Genomic DNA, 16,140 nt, shown 5'->3' with positions numbered 1-16,140 from the left:
AATGGGTTACGACGCCAAATTCCGCGTGTGGCGCGGCGATCAGGACGGCGGCGCGCTCGAGGACTTCACCGTGGAGGTGAACGAGGGCGAGGTGGTGCTCGACATCATCCATCGGCTACAGGCCACCCAGGCGCCCGATCTAGCGGTGCGGTGGAACTGCAAGGCGGGCAAGTGCGGTTCCTGCTCGGCGGAGGTCAACGGGCGTCCGCGCCTGCTCTGTATGACCCGCATGTCCACCTTCGAGCCGGACGAGCTGATCATCGTGACGCCGATGCGCACCTTCCCGGTGATCCGCGACCTGGTCACGGATGTGTCGTTCAACTACGAGAAGGCCAGGGAGATCCCGTCGTTCACGCCGGCGCCCGACCTGAAACCCGGTGACTACCGGATGAAGCAGGTGGATGTGGAGCGGTCGCAGGAGTTCCGCAAGTGCATCGAATGCTTCCTGTGCCAGAACACCTGTCACGTGGTGCGCGACCACGAGGAGAACAAGCAGGCCTTCGCCGGTCCGCGCTTCCTGATGCGTATCGCGGAGCTGGAGATGCATCCGCTGGACGTCGCCGATCGCCGCGAATTGGCCCAGCAGGACCAGGGTCTCGGCCTGTGCAACATCACCAAGTGCTGCACCGAGGTGTGCCCGGAGCACATCAAGATCACCGACAACGCGCTGATCCCGCTGAAGGAGCGGGTCGCCGACAAGAAGTACGATCCGCTGGTCTGGTTGGGTAACAAGCTCTTCCGTCGCTGAGCTCTTTCGACCGAGAGTTCTTCGAAGCCGATGTCAACCGGCCGGGTTCGCACCCGGCCGGTCGGCGCACCCGTTCACAGCATCGCGACGACGCCGATGGCGACCAGCCACACCAGCACGCCGACGAACAAGGCCGACAGCAGTGAGCTGGTGAGTACATACACGCCCACCGATGACACCGCGAAAAGCAGCGCGACGATCAGCCATTCCACCCAATCGCCCGGCCGCAACTTCTTGTACCGAGGTGGGGGGTTCTTCAACCCGCGGTCCACGAGATATGGGCTACCCGTTCACATCCGAGGTAAACGTCATTCGTTGTCGAATCTGCTCCGTTTCGTGATCTTCGCGCCAGACATGATCACGGCGCGGGAATGAAGACAGCGCGGAGACGGGCACAACGCGGCCCGGCCGACGGGCTTTCGCGCCGCCGAACCGGGCCGTCGGATCTCACGGTAGATCGAACTCGCCGTCGTGCACCCCCGCGGTGAAAGCCGCCCATTCCCCCGGGGTGAAGATCAGCACGTGACCGTCCGGGTCCGAGGCGCTGCGCAGTGCGACATGACCTGCCGCCAGCAATGCCACCTCCACGCCGTCGGGTCCCGCGCCGCCCGCCTTGCGCCACTCGGCGTCGGCCAAATCCACCGCCGCACCGAGCTTGCCGCCGACGGGCCCGCCAGAAATGTTCACGGGCGGGCGAATTCGCCGTCGGCGACGCCCGCCGAGAAGGCGTCCCACTCGCTGGGCGTGAAGATCAAGGCCGGACCCTCCGGGTTCTTGCTGTCGCGGACGCCGACCTGCCCACCGGGCAGGAAGGCCACTTCCACGCAGTCCCTGCTGCCGGAACGGGTGCTCTTGATCCAGGTCGCGCCGACGAGTTCCGTCCTCATACCGCACACTCCTTCGCTAACTGCCGAAGCAGATGTCTACTGGGTTGGATGTCCAGCGCAGAGCGCTGGAGGCACTCGTGTGCCAGGTGGTAACGCTCAACATCGGCCGGTCTTTCGAGGTAGAGGTCTCCGGTGAAACCCTCTACGTACACCACCGGAGGCTCTACCTGATGTCCCTTGCTGTCGGTGCCGAACCCTAGAACGGTGAACGGACCCGTGGAATCGCCGAGCGGGACGCCGGCCGCGAACGGCAGGATACGCAGGGAGACATTGGGTCTGGTGCTGAAATCGGCAAGATGACGTAGCTGCGCCGCCATCACTTTCGAGCCACCCACCGCGCGGTGCAAGACCGACTCGTGCAACACCACGTCCACGATGGCGGGGGAGGCCCTTCGGGTGACGAGAGCTTGGCGCTGTGTGCGCAGCTGGACGCGCCGTTCGATCTCCTCCTCGGTGTCGTCGGGGTAGCAGAGCCGGTTGAGCGCCCTGGTGTACTCGGGGGTCTGCAGCAAACCAAGGACGAGTTCGGACTGGTAGGAGCGCAGCTCGCGGGCCGAGGCCTCCAAACCGACATAGACGTCGAAGTTTTCGGGGATCAGGTCGCCGAAGGCGTGCCACCAACTCTTGACCGCCGCCTGCTGCGCCAGGCCCTTGAGTCCGTCGCAGAGCTCGTCGGGGATGCCGTAGATACGGCACAGCTCCTGGATGTCGATGGTGCGGATGCGGTCGGCCTGGCCCTTCTCCAGCCGTTGTAAAGTGCTGGCGCCCCACTCCATCAGGCGGGCGGCCTCGGCGATGGTGAGCCCGGCCTGAGTACGCCAGTCCCTGAGGTATCGCCCCAATTGGCGGCGCGGTAGAGTGGACGAGCCGTTGTCGGAGGCCGCGGGCGTGCGGTGCGTCTCCGCGGCCGCGCGCTCCGAATTCACTGCTGCTCTTGCCGAACTCGCTGACACAGTAACGCTCCGTTCTGTGCTCGGTCTCCTCACCCGAGGCGGTCAGGGGCGTACCCACAAGCTCGGTTCCCCGTGACTTCGCTTGGGCAATAAGGGCAATGGGCTTCGTGTGGCGCTGCTTCATCCACTATGGAGAATCCTGCCCTCCCGGCTGGTTTTCGTGCTGGGAATTCGCGCGAAATCTTTGGATATCCACGAAGGACGCCGTGTCGCGGCCGCCTCGGTGGTGTGCTGGGAGTGTGCTCGGATCGAGCGCGGCACCGTAAACCGCACGCAGGAACGAGGAGTCATGGCCGTACAAGTCATAGGGTCGTCGTTGATGACCAGCGATCTGACACCGCATCGAGCGCGCAGCGTAGGGCAGGAAGGCTGGGTGGTCTCCTATTTGCCCGGGCGCACCCTCACGTGCGCGCAGGCGGTTGCGGCGCTGCGGGTTGCCGAGGTGGTGCCAAGCCTCCTCGACACCGTCGGTCAGCTCGCCGACGAGGTGGGGCTCACCGCGCTCGAGGCGGTCGGCATGGCGGCGCACCTCGCGCCGTGGGACGAACGGCCCGCGCCACGACGCTCCCGACTACTCGGTTCCGCCCGCGAGCGGGTTGGGGTCGCCTGATGCAACTGACGAATCTGAACATGCACGTCGCGGGTCTGCTGGTCTGCGGACGCGACCCCGGCGTGATGACCGACGAACAGGCGCACGCGGCAATGCAATTGCACATCGACTGCACCGTCGACCAGTGCCTGGTGCGCCGACGCGCCCGCACCACCCTCGTCGAATCGGGCAAATGCGTCCTGGACGAGCGCGCATTACAACTGTGAGCCCGACCGAATGCCACCGGCACAGCGTGTGACCGACCGGAGGTGACCTTCAGTGCCAGGTGTGATCGGTGAGTGGGGTGCGTGGGCCGAATTTCGGCTTGTGTGCCTGGCCGCTGATCTCCAGGAGGCGGATGGCCCGGTAGCGGTGGGGGCGTAGGGGTTCGAGGTATTCGACCATCGCGTCGTCGTCGATCGGGCGTCCGAGCAAGGTCCAGCCGACGACGGCGGCCAGGTGGTAGTCGCCGACCGAGAGCGCGTCGGCGTCGCCGTAGGCGCGCTGGGCGGTCTCGGCGGCCGTCCACACGCCGATGCCCGGCACCGAGCACAGCCGTCGCGCCGCCTCGGCCGGGACCTGATCGGCGGTGCGCTCCAGCGATTCCGCGAGCCGCGCCGCGCGCACGATGGTCTGCGCGCGTTGCGGTCCGACGTTCGCGCGATGGTAGGTCCAGGACGGGATGCGCCGCCATGTCTCGGCATCCGGTGGTAGGCGCAGCCCGTCCGGCGCGGGCCCCGGTGCGGGCTCGCCGAACTCGCGCACCAGTTTTCGCCAGGAGGCGCGCGCCGAAATGGTGTGCACCTTCTGCTCGAGCACGGCGGGCACCAGCGATTCCAGGACCAAGCCGGTGCGCAGCATGCGCAGGCCGGGGAAGCGGCGGTGCGCCTCGGCCAGCTTGGGGTGCTCGGGAGCGAAGCCGGACAGGTCCTCGTCCAGGCACAGCATGTGCTCGAGCCGGTCGAGGAACTCGGCCGCGCCCGCGCCCCAGGCCTGTGCCCGCACCGAACACCGATCGCCCTGGACGAGCCGGTAGGTCACCGGACCGCTCGGCATCCGGGAAGCGCGCCAGTGCGCGCCGTCGGCGGTCACCCGATGGCAGGGGTCGCCGGTACCGCGGCGCAGCGGCGCTAGGGTGTGCGCGAGATCGATCGGCCGGTCGGACGTCACCGTTCGAGCCAGGCCGGACCGCGCGGCCGTTGCCATCTGTTCGCGCACGGACCCATTCTCCGCGACTCGGGTGCGGCTAGCGCACCCGGCCCGGTCGGCGACGGCATCACCTGGGGGGCCACGAGCGGACCTCCGCGGACCCGAATCTGTAGGAACCAGGCTCGATGCGCCAATGATCTTGTCGTCGAACACAATTCCGCCGCGTGCGTACCGCACCAAGATTTGATCAGGCGGCCAGGCTCGGATATAACCTTCCATAACTTTCATCGTTGTAATTCGCCTCGTGAAACCTTCTGCACGCCAATCGGTTTGCGTTCACGGGGTCGGGAGGGTACGGAAATCATGCGTCTGGCCACCAGGAAATTCGCTCGTAAGGCTCTCGTCGCGGCATTGCCGCTCGCGGTCGCGGTGACCTTCGCGGGCGCGGGAGCGGCTTCCGCCGACGCCTCGGGCATCGCCCCGCAGTCGGCCGGCGTCGTGCAGGCGGTCGAGGCTTCGGACACGGTTCAGCAGGTCATCCCGGTCGCCGCGCGGCCCGCCGCCGCGGATGTCGCACAGCCGGCCACCCCGGAGGTGGCGCAGCCGGTGGGGGCCGCGGTTCCGCAGGACATCGCCACCAACCCGAACGCGGCAAACCACGATCCGCTGGCCAATGGCGCGGCAGCGGGCGCGATTGTCGGAGCTGTGTTCGGAGCCGTAGTCTGCGGCGCCACCATCGTCGGGATTCCCCTCATCCCGCTGTGTGTCGTCGGCCCCGCTTTCCAGGGCGCCTTGGTCGGTTTGATCGTCGGCGCGATCGCCCCGGACGTCATTCCGCAGGTTCTGCCCTGATCCCTCGGGATCGATGATTCTCGTTTTCGGACGATCCAGGTGCGCGGCACTGATCGCGACAGTGCCGTGGACCACCTGTTTGTCACTCGCCCACGAGGAATTGCGCCAGATGCAGGCCGGGGCGGCCGGTCAGCTGGGCGCTCTGGGTGCGACAGGAGAAACCGTCGGCGAGGAATATCGCGTCGTCGGGCGCCTCGCGCAGCGCGGGTAGCAGACCATTACCGGCCACCGCGACCGAAATGTCGTAGTGGCCTTTCTGCATGCCGAAATTACCGGCGAGGCCGCAGCATCCGGCGATCTCCGTCACCCGCGCGCCGGTGCCCGCCAAGATCCGGCGATCCGCGGCGAAGCCGACCACCGAATGCTGGTGACAATGCGGTTGGACGACCACTCGGCTGTTCGGCCGCCGCGGCGGCTGCCAGTCCGGGTGGTCCAGCAGGAACTCGGCGAGCGTGCGGACGGCCGCCGCGGTGGGTGCGGCGCGCGGATCGTCGGCGAGGAGTTCGGGGAGGTCGGCGCGCAAGGTGGCGGTGCACGAAGGCTCCAGGCCGACGACGATGCCGCCCGCGCGAACGTGCTCGTCCAACTCGGCCAGGGTGGCGCGGAGTTTGGCTCGCGCGCCGTCGAGTTGTCCGGTGCTGATCCAGGTCAGGCCGCAGCACACGCGTCGGCGGGGGATGCGGACGCGGTGGCCGAGCGATTCGATCAAGGTGACGGCGGCGTGGGCGATGTCGGGGTCGAAGGCGTCGGTGAAGGTGTCGATCCAGAGGAGTACGTCGGGGGTCGGTTCGGGGGACAGCAGCGCGCGGGCGCGGGCGGTGCGGCGGAAGGGGCGGTCGGCCAGGCGGGGGATTTCGCGGCGCGGGTCGATGCCCGCCGCGCGTAGGCCGATCCGGCGTAGCCAGTCGATTCCGGCGATCGCGTTGGCGGCGCGGGGGATTCGGCTCGCCGGGCGGAGCCAGCGGGGAAGCCAGCCGAGGGCGTAGTGGTCGAGCGGGCGTGGTCTGCGGCGGTAGCGGCGGTACATGGCCTCGGCCTTGTAGGTCGCCATGTCGACGGCGGCCGGGCAGTCGGAGCGGCAGGCTTTGCAGGAAAGACACAGGTCGAGCGATTCGGCGACGGCGGGCGCGGACCAGGGCAGCTGGCCGCGCACCACCTCTTGCAGGACGCGGGCGCGGCCTCGGGTGCTGTCCTTCTCGTCGGCGGTGGCCAGGTACGAGGGGCACATGAAACCGCCCGCGGCGGAGCTGTCGGCGCGGCACTTGCCGACACCGACGCAGCGATGCACCGCGGTGCCGATGTCGCCGTCGTCGTGCGGGAAGGCGAAGCCGGCGCCGGGAACCCGCGGCAGACCAGCGACGCGCAGGTCGGCGTCGACCGGGCGCGGCTCGACCAGAACGCCGGGGTTGAGCACGTCGTCGGGGTCGAACAGCGCCTTGTATCCGGCGAAGGCGGCGAGCGTGCCGGGGGAGTACATCACCGAGAGCAGTTCGGAGCGGGCCCGCCCGTCGCCGTGCTCGCCCGACAGCGAACCGCCGTAGCGCACCACGAGTTCGGCGGCGTCGAACACGAACGCGCGGAAGCGTTGCGGTGCTTCGGTGATCGGCAGGTCGAGGCGGACGTGGATACAGCCGTCGCCGAGGTGGCCGTAGAGCAGGCCGTCCACTCCGTGCTGCGCGGTGAGTTCGGCGAAATCGCGCAGGTACGCGCCGAGGTGCTCGGGCGGGACGGCGGAATCTTCCCAGCCGGGCCAGGCCGGACTGCCGTCGGGCGTGCGTCCGGCGAGGCCTGCGCCGTCGGCGCGGATCCGCCAGAGCGCCGCGACCGCCGCGATGTCGGTGACGATGCGGGCGTCCAGCGCGTGCGTGGTCCGGCACAGCGTTTCGGCCACCGCGAGCGCTTCGGCCGCGTTCGCGCCGGTGGTCTCGACGAACAGCCACCCGTTGCCGCGCGGCAGTTCGGGCACCGTGCCGCGGTGCGTGCGAACCACGTCAACCAGGCGGGCGTCGATGCCCTCGACCGCGATCGGCGCGCACGCCATGACGGCGGCGACATCGTCGGCGGCGGTCGCGATGTCCGGGTAACCGAGCACCGTGAGCACGGTGGCGCGCGGCAATTCGACCAGTTCGACCTCCGCGTCGAGCAGCAACCCGCAAGTGCCCTCGCTGCCGACGAACGACTTGGCGACGGCCGAACCGCGTTCGGGCAGTAGGTGTTCCAGTCCGTAGCCCGACGCCTGCCGATCGAAACGGCCGAGCTCGGTGCGCAGTACAGCGAGATTGGACCTGGTGAACTCGAACAGGCCGGGCACGGCGGCGAGATCGTTCCCGAGGACGCGCTCGGTTCCGGTTCCGTCGAGAATGCGCAGCTCGCGCACGGTGTCGGAGGTGCGGCCCCACGCGACGGCGCGGGGACCGCAGGCGTTGTTGCCGATCATGCCGCCGAGGGTGCATCGGTTCTGCGTGGACGGGTCGGGGCCGAGCCGCAATCCGTGCGGCCGGGCCGCGGCCTGCAAGGCGGACAGCACCACGCCCGGCTGCACCCGCGCGGTTCGACTGTCGGGGTCGATGCGCACGATGCGGTTCATGTGCCTGCTGAAGTCGAGCACGAGCCCGGCGCCGATCGCATTGCCCGCCACCGATGTTCCGGCGCCGCGTGCGGTGACCGGCAGGCCGTGTTCGCGTGCGAAGTCCAGGGTTTCGGCGACATCGGAGTCGGCGCGCGGGAAGACCACCGCGGCCGGCGGCACGCGATAGTTCGACGCGTCGGAGGAGTACTCCGCGCGGCGGCGCGGTGACGCGTCGACCTCGCCGTCGACCCGTGTGCGCAGCGCTGCCAGCATCCGCTCCTCGGTCACGATGCCAGCCTAGGGCGTGCCTTCGGGTTCGCTCCGGCGTGCGCGGGCGTGCGCCGAACTGCGTTGGACCAGAGCTCCCATCGGTCCGCCAGATTACCAACAGTGCGCGAACAAACCCGCGATTCAGTACGATATCGACGAAAATGCCGATCTAATTGCAGTGAGGTGGCGGATGCTCATTCGCTTCGAAGTGGAGAACTTCCGCTCGATACTCGAGCCAGCGGAGCTGTCGATGGTCGCGGTCGATGACCGACCGGAAGTGCGGGCCCATCCGAGGCTCGGCGCCTCCCTCGTGCCCGTTGCAGGCATCTTCGGCCCCAACGCCTCGGGAAAATCGAACGTGCTGGCGGCGCTGGCCTGGCTTCGCGAAGCGGTTCGACATTCCTTGCGCGCGTGGGACGAGGAGATCCCAGTCGAACCGTTCGCTTTCGGTGACGCGAAGAGCCGGGATTCGTCATTCGTCCTCGAACTGGAGATCGCCGGGGTCCGCTTCGAGTACCTCCTCGATATAGGCAGGCATCGAGTCAGCTACGAGGCGCTCTTCCACTATCCCGAAGGGCGCCGCCGACGGGTCTTCGAACGCGACGCGAACGAGCTCACCCTCCAGCGCGGACTCGGCGAGCTTTCCGGCACTCGGACGCTCCTGACCGATCGCTCATTGGCGCTGTCCATCATGCGACGCTTCGACGAGCCGACCACCTCCGCGTTCTCGCGAGCTGTCCTCGGCATTGCGGCCTTGGGACAGCCGCTGAACCACCGTCGGCGCTTCCCGATCAGCACGGTGCATTCGACGCTCCGTCTGTTCGATGTGCCTTCAGATGAAGGACTCGACGTCTACCACGACGACACGCTCTTCGACGAGCCCGAATGGCGATCGACTCGTCAACAAGCGATCGCGTTGCTACAGCTCGCTGATCTTGGAGTGGCGGACGTAGAGATCGAGGAAACACGGATCGAATCCGGCCGAGGCGAGACCATCACCCGCCGCACGCCGCAGCTCATCCATGTTGCCGACAGTGAACGAATGCCGTTCGACTACCGCCACGAGTCAGCTGGAACTCGGGCATGGTTCGAACTGATCGGGCCGGTGCTCATCGCCCTGCGGCACGGCGCCCTCATCCTTTTCGACGAGCTCGATGCGAGTCTGCACCCGACACTCACGGCACAGCTCGTCAAACTCTTCAAGGGGAGGAAGTCCAACCCGCACGGTGCTCAGCTGCTATTCACCTCGCATGACACCAACCTGTTGAACCACCTGAACCGGGACGAGGTGTGGCTGACCCAAAAGGAGCCGAGCGGTTCGACGCGCTTCGCGGCTCTCTCGGACTTCGCAGGCGAACGCGTTCGCCGATCTGCGAACCTCGAGAGCGGCTACCTCAGCGGCCGTTTCGGTGCGCTGCCCGATGTGTCCCGTCCCGAGGTTCTGCACGACCTGGGGTTGATTGGATGAGCGCCAAAGATCGGCGCAAGAAAGGAAAGAAACTCGCGCGCACAACCGAAACCACCCCGGTTCGAACGACCTTCCGCGTGTATGTGGAGGGCGTGTCGACTGAACCCGAGTACATCGATGCCCTCAAACGGCTCCCAGAGTTCGCTGACGTGGTTTCGGTAGATGTATCAGTCGAGGAAGCCGGGGCCACGCCGATGCGCCTCGTGGAAAGCGCCTGCGCCGACAAACGCCGCACCGACCTGGACGTCGATTTCTACTGGTGTCTGTTCGATGTGGAGTTCCCCCAACGTCATCCATACCTCGACCGAGCAAGACAGATGGCGAGAGACAACGGCGTCCATCTGGCGATCAGCAATCCCTGCTTCGAGATCTGGCTCATCCTTCACCATGGGCTGCACACAGCGCACCTGTCCACCGACGAGGCGATCAGAATCCGGCGCACGCTCGATGGGTCGGACGGCAAACACCTCGACGGCCCCCTTTACATGAAGCTCGCGGACAACGCGATACGTCACGCGCGAGGCCTTCGTAATAAGCACGATCGGGACGGAACGGACTTCCCGGACGACAACCCCTCGTCCTCGGTCGACCAGTTCGTGATGCGCATCCGTGACGAGGTGAAGGCCGCCGAAATGTCCACCCCGAACCGATAGCAAGGACGGAAGCTGGAGCGGCTTCGGTTGCGGATTCCCTGTGACGGTTCGTTCGCCGAACGCGGAATGGACAGCGCCGCTGGAATCGGCTTGATCTCAACCTTTGTTGAGGTCCTAGTGTCGGTGGCCAGTAGTTGGATGGCGGGGGTCGAGAGGGAGCGATCGTGAGTATCGAATCGGTGGCGTGGAGCCAGATGTATCGGCGGATGAACGCGCCCGACGAACAGCGCCCGTTCAGTTTCGCCACCGCGAAGCGCATCCTGCGGTTCGCCGCGCCGCACCGGCGGCGGATCGCGGTATTCCTGGTGTTCAGCGTGGTCTCGGCGCTGCTCGCGGTGGCGACGCCCGTGCTTGCCGGGCGCGTGGTGAACGACATCGTCGGCGGGGCCGCGCCGCGCGTGGTGGTGACGGTGGCGGCGATCATCGGCGTACTCGCCGTGTTGGACGCGGCCCTCGGGCTCGGTATCCGCTGGCTGTCGTCGCGGATCGGCGAGGGTCTGATCCTTGACCTGCGCCGTGCGGTGTTCGACCACGTGCAGCGGATGCCGATCGCCTTCTTCACCCGCACCAGGACCGGTGCGCTGGTGAGCAGGCTGAACAACGATGTGATCGGCGCGCAGCGAGCCTTCAGCGATACGCTGTCCGGGGTCGTCGCGAACCTGGTGACGCTGGCGCTCACGCTCGCGGTGATGCTCGGCATCTCCTGGCGGATCACGCTGCTCGCGCTGGTGCTGCTCCCGGTGTTCGTCATCCCGGCGCGGCGGATGGGCAACCGGCTGGCCGGGTTGCAGCGCGAGGCCGCGCGGCTGAACGCGGCCATGAGCACGCAGATGACCGAGCGGTTCTCCGCGCCGGGCGCCACGCTGGTGAAGCTGTTCGGCCGCCCCGAGCAGGAGTCCGACGAGTTCGCGCTGCGAGCGCGGCGGGTGCGCGACATCGGCGTGCGCACCGCGATGTTGCAGACGGTGTTCGTGACCTCGCTGACGCTGGTCTCGGCGCTGGCGGTCGCCTTGGTCTACGGGCTCGGCGGCTGGTACGCGCTGCGCGGGCAGTTGGACGCGGGCGCGGTCGTCGCGCTCTCGCTGCTGCTGACCAGGCTGTACACGCCGCTGACCGCGCTGGCCAGCGCGCGGATGGAGATCATGGCCGCGTTGGTGAGCTTCGAGCGGGTCTTCGAGGTGCTCGATCTGCGTCCGCTGATCGAGGACGCGCCAGACGCGATCGCCGTGCCCGAGGGTCCGGTCGCGGTGGAGCTGGACGACGTGACCTTCGCGTACCCGTCAGCGGACAAGGTGTCGCTGGCCTCGCTGGAGGAGGTCGCGACGCTGGACACCAGGGGCGGGGTCGACGTGCTGCACAATGTGTCGCTGCGCGCCGAGCCCGGACAGCTGGTGGCGCTGGTCGGCTCGTCGGGAGCAGGGAAATCGACCATCGCCCAACTGGTTTCGCGCCTGTACGACGTGGACGGCGGCGCTGTCCGGCTCAACGGCGCCGACGTGCGGCAGATCGGCGCGCGCTCGCTGCACGAGACGGTCGGCCTCGTCACCCAGGACGGGCACCTGTTCCACGACACGATCCGCGCCAACCTGCTGCTCGCCCGCCCGGAGGCGACCGAGTCCGAGCTGTGGGACGCGCTGCGCAGGGCCCGCCTGCACGATCTGATCGCCGGGCTACCGGACGGCTTGGACACCGTGGTCGGCGAGCGCGGTTACCGCCTCTCCGGCGGCGAACGCCAGCGCCTGACCATCGCCCGCTTGCTGCTCAAGCAACCGCGCGTCGTCATCCTGGACGAGGCGACCGCCTCGCTCGACTCGACCTCCGAAGCGGCCGTGCAGGAAGCCCTTTCGGAAGCGCTGGAGGGCCGCACGGCCCTGGTGATCGCCCACCGCCTCTCCACCCATCCGCGCCGCGGACCAAATCCTCGTCCTGGAAGAGGGCCGAGTCGTCGAACGCGGCACCCACACCCAACTCCTCGCCGCCGAAGGCCGCTACGCCGAGCTCTACCGCACCCAGTTCGCCGACGACCCGGTCACCATCGCCGCCTGACCCGCTCCCAAGAAGGGCCGCGCCGGGGATACTGCGATCCCTGGTCGGCTCAGAATTCGCCGGCGACGCCGAGGACGGTTCGGCCGGTGTGGTTGCCGCTCTTGATGTCGCGGAGGACGGATTCGACTTCGGTGATCGGGGCGTAGTTCTCCAGGGTGGAGAGGTGGTGGGGGCGTAGGTCTTTGCCGAGGCGGGACCACAGTTCGCGGCGCTTCTCGATCGGGAGGTTGACCGAGTCGATGCCGAGCAGGGCGACGCCGCGCAGGATGAACGGCATGACGGTGGCGGGGAGGTCGTGGCCGCCGGTGAGGCCGCTGGCCGCGACCGCGCCGCCGTAGCCGATGCAGCTGAGCACGTAGGCCAGCGACTTTCCGCCGACGCTGTCGACCGCGCCCGCCCACTGCGCCTTTGCCAGCGGGCGCAGCTTCGCCTCGGGATCCTCGGGCAGACGGCCGATCACCTCGTTGGCGCCGAGTTCGGAGAGCAGGTCGCCCGCGTCCTTCTTGCCGGTGGAAGCGATGACCTCGAAACCGAGGCCGGACAGGATGTCCACCGCCACGCTGCCGACGCCGCCGGTCGCACCGGTCACCAGGATCGCGCCGTCGTCGGGGGTCAGGCCGCGGTCGAGCAGGGCCTGCACGCTCATCGCCGCGGTGAAACCGGCGGTGCCGAGGGCGGCGGCGTCGCGGGTGCTCAACCCGTCCAGCTTCACCACCCATTCGTCGGGCACCCGCGCGTATTCGGCGAAACCGCCGTTGCGCGAGACGCCGATCTCGTAGCCATGTGCGACGACCAGGTCGCCCGGCGCGAAATCGTCGGATTCGGAGGAGACGACCTCGCCGGTGATGTCGATGCCGGGCACGATCGGGTAGTTGCGGACCACACCGCCGCCCGGCGTGATGGCGAGTCCGTCCTTGAAGTTGGCGCTCGAGTAATGCACCTTGATCGTCACGGTGCCCTGGCCGAGGAATCCCTCGTCGACCTGCTGCCGCGTCAACACGATCCCGCTGTCCGATTCGTGTGCCACCATCGCCCAGAACTCCATGCGGACGAGCATACGAGGATCGGCGGCCGCTCGAGGCGCTCCGCGACGGCCGGCGCGGTTGCCGCACCTCTCGGGCGACTGTCCGATTCTCCGGGCCACGATCCGCAGCACGTCAACGCCTGCGGATCGACACCAAGGGCCGTTACCCCTCGGGCACGAACTCCAACCGCACGCCGAGCAGACGAACGGGGCGGTCCAGGTCGAAGCGGTCGATGATACGCAGAGCGGTCTCGGTGATGGTGGCGACGTCGGCGGTCGGCTCGGGGAGTTTGGCCTGTTTGCTGCTGGTGTAGAAGGTCTTGGTCCGCACGGTGACCGAGACCCGAATGCTGATCCGGCCCGCCTCGGCCATCTCCTCGGCGACCTCGGTCGCGATGCGCGCCACCTGCGCGCGGATCTCGGCCGGATCGGTGAGGTCGTGCGGGAAGGTCTCGGACTTGCTGCGGCCCACCGGGATTCGCGGCTCGGTGGTCACCTCGGTGTCGCCCTTGCCGTGGCCGAGCACCCACAGGTAAGGGCCGGTGGTCGGGCCGAACGCGTCGGCGAGGCGGTGGCGGTCGGCCGCCATCAGGTCGGCGACGGTGTCGATGCCGAGGTCGGCGAGCCGGGCGGCGATGCGGCTGCCGATGCCCCACAGCGCGTCGGTGGGGCGGTGCGCCATGACCTCGGTCCAGTTGGCGGCGGTCAGCCGGAACATGCCCGCGGCGGCGCCCGCGCCGGGTGCGTCGGAGGATTTGCCCGCGGACTTGGCGAAGCCGGTGGCGAGCTTGGCGGTGAGTTTGTTGTCGCCGATGCCGATGGAGCAGGTCAGGTCCAGCTCGGCGATGGCGCCGCGGATTTCCCTGGCGAGCAGTTCGGGATCGTCGGTGTCGGCCGCCAGGAACGCCTCGTCCCAGCCCCACACCTCGACCCGACCGGGGAACGTGCGCAGCAGCGCCATGACCTCCTCGGAAGCCTCCTCGTAGGCGGCCATGTCCAGCGGCAGGAAGATTCCGTCCGGACATTTGCGCAGTGCGCTGCGCAGCGCCATGCCCGCGCGCACGCCGTACGCACGGGCGGGGTACGACGCGCAGGTCACGACCTTGCGCGGCTCATTCGGGTCGCCGTGGCCGCCGACGATGACCGGCTTGCCGCGCAGTTCCGGGTGGCGGCGGAACTCCACCGCCGCCTGGAACTGGTCGAGATCGACGTGCAACAGCCATCTGGCCACGTCTCCGTAATACCGCACTGGTACGACAACCATGCGGGAGCGGGTGAACCTGCTCATGGGGTGGTTATCTGCGTGAGTACCTGGCGGCGGGAAAGACAGGGTCCGGTCGTGCGCTGTCTCCGCACAGGGGAACCGGCTAGGGCATAGCCGCATTGCGCGGTCGGGAAAACAGAACTAAATTCTGGTTATGAAGATCCGAGATCGGTTGCTGCTGGCGGCCGAGCGCCAGTTCGCCGAGTACGGAGCGCTGGACGCGACGCTCGCGCAGATCCGCGAGGCGGCCGGAGCGAGCGTCGGCGCGCTCTACCACCACTTCCCGGACAAGGCGGATCTGTACCGGCAGGTGTGGGCGCACGCGCTGAGCGACTATCAGCAGCATTTCTGGGTGGTGGTCGGCCAGAGCACCGACGCGCGCGAGGGCATCACGGCGGGCGTGCGCGAGCACCTGCGCTGGGTGACCGAAAACCAGCACCGCGCAAAGGTTCTCACGTCAGCGCGCCCGCCCGGCGTGCGCGAGAGCGAAACCAACCGCACCTTCATGACCGACATCGCGCGCTGGTACCGCACCCACGCGGCCTACGGCGCGGTGCGCGCACTGGACCTGGATCTCGTCTACGCACTGTGGCTCGGCCCCGCGCAGGAGTACTCGCGGCAGTGGCTGGGCGGCAACATCCGCGTCGCGCCGACACAGGTCGGCGCGGAACTCGCCGAGGCGGCCTGGCTCGCCCTCGACGCCGGATCGACACCGAAAAGAACGGAGCGGCAATGACCGTCGACACCACAGCACTCGACCTCGACCTGGCCGAACAGATCCTGACCGCGCAACCCTTCGCGAATCTGGTCGGCACCGAGATCACCCGATTCGGCGACGGCGCCGCCACCCTCGTCATCCCGATCCGGCAGGAACTCGGCCAGCAGTTCGGCTTCGTACACGGCGGCGTGCTCGCCTACGCGGCCGACAACGCCCTCACCTTCGCCGCAGGAACCGTGCTCGGCCCGAACGTGCTGACCGGCGGGTTCACCATCACCTATCTGCGCCCGGCCTCGGGGGTGCGACTGCGGGCCGAGGCATCGGTGACGGGGTCCACGCGTCGGCAGGCCGTGGTGAGCTGCGAGATCTATGCCGAGTCCGAGGAGGGGGAGGCGGTGCTTTGTGCTGTGGCGCAGGGGACTACGCGCAGTGTCGAGAGGGAACTCGGGGGCGCTTGATCGCCTGCGGTGCTGTCCGGGCTGGTAGCTGCTGGCGGGTGGGTGGCGCCGTCCGCACGGGCTGATGGTTGCGTGCGGGTGGGTGCTTCGTCCGGATCGGTTGGTGGGTTGCGTTGGTGGACGTGGTTCCGGAGGTTGGGGCTGCCTAGTTCACGCGCGCCTACCCAGGTTTGCCTCGGACGGTGCTGGGCGCGTCGGGTGCCGTACCCGGCTTACCTCCCGCAGTCAGGTGGATTGGTGCGGCTTCCGGCGTGGTCATCCGGCTGTGGTTGCGTTCTCTGAAGTAAGAGGGTGGGATCGTTCGGCGGGAGGTGCGGGGTTGGGGCGCAGCGGCTTTCGAGCGGGTTTGCCATCCACTATGTGAGATAGCCCGAGTTCGGGAAAATCGACGGTAGTCAAATGGTTGCTCTTCGATCCTTGGGTTCAGGGGGTGGATGCAACACTCACCCTCAAGCCCCGTGGAGTGTTGCGATGGCCCTGCCGCCGTTGAAT

Annotated in this window: 16 protein-coding genes and 1 pseudogene; 9 read left to right on the top strand and 8 right to left on the bottom strand. The window is 68.0% G+C overall.

Going from position 1 to position 16,140, the window contains the following annotated elements:
• The first annotated feature begins 1 nt into the window (after nt 1).
• Nucleotides 2–748: a succinate dehydrogenase/fumarate reductase iron-sulfur subunit gene (locus NAM01S_RS31745; protein WP_067792547.1), complete on the top strand. Its 747-nt coding sequence runs from the start codon at nt 2–4 to the stop codon at nt 746–748.
• A gap of 74 nt (nt 749–822) precedes the next feature.
• On the opposite strand, the gene NAM01S_RS31740 is transcribed toward NAM01S_RS31745, so the two are convergent.
• The 4 genes from NAM01S_RS31740 to NAM01S_RS31725 all read right to left on the bottom strand — a co-directional run bounded on the left by NAM01S_RS31740 (nt 823) and on the right by NAM01S_RS31725 (nt 2,561).
• Entirely contained in the window at nt 823–1,008 is a 186-nt protein-coding gene (locus NAM01S_RS31740) for a hypothetical protein (protein WP_253782317.1), read from the bottom strand.
• A gap of 187 nt (nt 1,009–1,195) precedes the next feature.
• A complete protein-coding gene (locus tag NAM01S_RS31735) occupies nt 1,196–1,435 on the bottom strand; it encodes a DUF397 domain-containing protein (protein ID WP_253799325.1) in 240 nt (79 codons plus the stop codon).
• Nucleotides 1,432–1,635, bottom strand: a complete 204-nt coding sequence (locus tag NAM01S_RS31730; protein ID WP_067792543.1) for a DUF397 domain-containing protein — start codon at nt 1,633–1,635, stop codon at nt 1,432–1,434. The genes NAM01S_RS31735 and NAM01S_RS31730 overlap by 4 nt, the downstream gene beginning before the upstream one ends.
• The gene (locus NAM01S_RS31725) at nt 1,632–2,561 is read right to left on the bottom strand and encodes a helix-turn-helix domain-containing protein (RefSeq protein WP_084483473.1); all 930 of its coding nucleotides are present in this window, start codon (nt 2,559–2,561) and stop codon (nt 1,632–1,634) included. Before NAM01S_RS31725 ends, NAM01S_RS31730 begins: the two co-directional genes overlap by 4 nt.
• Nucleotides 2,562–2,877: 316 nt before the next feature.
• On the opposite strand from NAM01S_RS31725, the gene NAM01S_RS31720 reads away from it, so the two are divergent.
• Together NAM01S_RS31720 and NAM01S_RS31715 are read left to right on the top strand one after the other, a co-directional pair.
• Nucleotides 2,878–3,198: a hypothetical protein gene (locus tag NAM01S_RS31720; protein ID WP_067792540.1), complete on the top strand. Its 321-nt coding sequence runs from the start codon at nt 2,878–2,880 to the stop codon at nt 3,196–3,198.
• Nucleotides 3,198–3,404, top strand: coding sequence for a hypothetical protein (locus NAM01S_RS31715; RefSeq protein WP_067792538.1), 207 nt, complete (start codon nt 3,198–3,200; stop codon nt 3,402–3,404). Before NAM01S_RS31720 ends, NAM01S_RS31715 begins: the two co-directional genes overlap by 1 nt.
• A 49-nt stretch (nt 3,405–3,453) precedes the next feature.
• Here NAM01S_RS31715 and NAM01S_RS31710 read toward each other — a convergent pair whose 3' ends face one another.
• A complete protein-coding gene (locus NAM01S_RS31710; protein ID WP_067792584.1) occupies nt 3,454–4,383 on the bottom strand; it encodes a DNA-3-methyladenine glycosylase family protein in 930 nt (309 codons plus the stop codon).
• Nucleotides 4,384–4,689: 306 nt separating this feature from the next.
• On the opposite strand from NAM01S_RS31710, the gene NAM01S_RS31705 reads away from it, so the two are divergent.
• Nucleotides 4,690–5,178: a hypothetical protein gene (locus NAM01S_RS31705; protein WP_067792535.1), complete on the top strand. Its 489-nt coding sequence runs from the start codon at nt 4,690–4,692 to the stop codon at nt 5,176–5,178.
• Between the two features lie 82 nt (nt 5,179–5,260).
• Here the strand turns inward: NAM01S_RS31705 and NAM01S_RS31700 are convergent, their stop codons facing one another.
• Nucleotides 5,261–8,020 (bottom strand): FAD-binding and (Fe-S)-binding domain-containing protein, encoded by a 2,760-nt coding sequence (locus NAM01S_RS31700; RefSeq protein ID WP_067792581.1) that lies wholly within the window; start codon nt 8,018–8,020, stop codon nt 5,261–5,263.
• Between the two features lie 247 nt (nt 8,021–8,267).
• Here NAM01S_RS31700 and NAM01S_RS31695 point away from each other — a divergent pair, with 247 nt between their 5' ends.
• From NAM01S_RS31695 to NAM01S_RS31685, 3 genes and pseudogenes are all read left to right on the top strand, one after another.
• Nucleotides 8,268–9,485 carry an AAA family ATPase gene (locus tag NAM01S_RS31695; protein WP_253799322.1) on the top strand — a complete coding sequence of 406 codons (1,218 nt, stop codon included), beginning with the start codon at nt 8,268–8,270 and terminating at the stop codon, nt 9,483–9,485.
• Nucleotides 9,482–10,138, top strand: coding sequence for an RloB family protein (locus tag NAM01S_RS31690; RefSeq protein WP_067792530.1), 657 nt, complete (start codon nt 9,482–9,484; stop codon nt 10,136–10,138). Before NAM01S_RS31695 ends, NAM01S_RS31690 begins: the two co-directional genes overlap by 4 nt.
• Nucleotides 10,139–10,302: 164 nt before the next feature.
• Nucleotides 10,303–12,184, top strand: a pseudogene (locus NAM01S_RS31685) (ABC transporter ATP-binding protein).
• Nucleotides 12,185–12,233: 49 nt separating this feature from the next.
• Here NAM01S_RS31685 and NAM01S_RS31680 read toward each other — a convergent pair.
• Together NAM01S_RS31680 and NAM01S_RS31675 are read right to left on the bottom strand one after the other, a co-directional pair.
• The gene (locus NAM01S_RS31680; RefSeq protein WP_067792578.1) at nt 12,234–13,229 is read right to left on the bottom strand and encodes an oxidoreductase; all 996 of its coding nucleotides are present in this window, start codon (nt 13,227–13,229) and stop codon (nt 12,234–12,236) included.
• A 142-nt stretch (nt 13,230–13,371) separates the two neighbouring features.
• Nucleotides 13,372–14,439, bottom strand: coding sequence for a DNA polymerase IV (locus tag NAM01S_RS31675; RefSeq protein WP_174554888.1), 1,068 nt, complete (start codon nt 14,437–14,439; stop codon nt 13,372–13,374).
• A gap of 187 nt (nt 14,440–14,626) precedes the next feature.
• On the opposite strand from NAM01S_RS31675, the gene NAM01S_RS31670 reads away from it, so the two are divergent.
• Nucleotides 14,627–15,208: a TetR/AcrR family transcriptional regulator gene (locus NAM01S_RS31670; RefSeq protein ID WP_067792528.1), complete on the top strand. Its 582-nt coding sequence runs from the start codon at nt 14,627–14,629 to the stop codon at nt 15,206–15,208.
• Nucleotides 15,205–15,648 (top strand): PaaI family thioesterase, encoded by a 444-nt coding sequence (locus tag NAM01S_RS31665; protein ID WP_067792526.1) that lies wholly within the window; start codon nt 15,205–15,207, stop codon nt 15,646–15,648. The genes NAM01S_RS31670 and NAM01S_RS31665 overlap by 4 nt, the downstream gene beginning before the upstream one ends.
• Nucleotides 15,649–16,140: the final 492 nt, after the last annotated feature.

The sequence above is a fragment of the Nocardia amikacinitolerans NBRC 108937 genome (genome assembly GCF_001612615.1).
GTDB lineage: Bacteria > Actinomycetota > Actinomycetes > Mycobacteriales > Mycobacteriaceae > Nocardia > Nocardia amikacinitolerans.
This window is presented reverse-complemented; position numbering and strand designations above follow the sequence as displayed.